The following is a 439-nucleotide window of genomic DNA, read 5'->3' on the forward strand; positions in this document are numbered from 1 at the left end:
GTCTCTACGCAGTCGCAGCCGTGCTCGCAACGCGAGCGCGTGTCCGCTCTGGTCGATGGCGAAGCGCCTGAAGGCCTTTCGCTGAAACAGATTCTCGCGGGGCTCGCCGACGCCGAGCGCGCGACGTGGGCTCAATATCATCTGATCGGTGATGCGCTGCGCTCCGACGAGCTCACGCTCGAGCCCGCCGAGAGCAGCGCGTTCATGGCCCGCTTCTCGGCGAGCCTCGCGGCCGAGCCGCACCTGCGCGCACCCGCGGCCGCGCCCATCGCCCGCCGGCTGCTGGCGATGCGCCGCCGCGTGGTGCCCGCGTTCGCGATCGCGGCCGCCGCGGCGACGCTCACGTGGATCGTCGTGCCGCAGATGCAAGGCGTCGGCGCGCCGGGCGCGGTCCAGGTCGCGTCCGTGAGCCCCGTGCAGCAGGGCCCGCTGCAACGTG

1 protein-coding gene is annotated in these 439 nt (G+C 73.1%); it reads left to right on the forward strand.

Annotated features, from left to right (window positions below; all coding sequences use genetic code 11):
• Nucleotides 1-39 precede the first annotated feature (39 nt).
• Nucleotides 40-439: sigma-E factor negative regulatory protein (locus tag J5M56_RS25625; RefSeq protein WP_347709442.1), on the forward strand; the 400-nt coding region annotated here is incomplete at its 3' end.

The organism is Pseudomonas sp. 51_B (assembly GCF_017491595.1).
Lineage (GTDB): Bacteria > Pseudomonadota > Gammaproteobacteria > Pseudomonadales > Pseudomonadaceae > Aquipseudomonas > Aquipseudomonas promysalinigenes.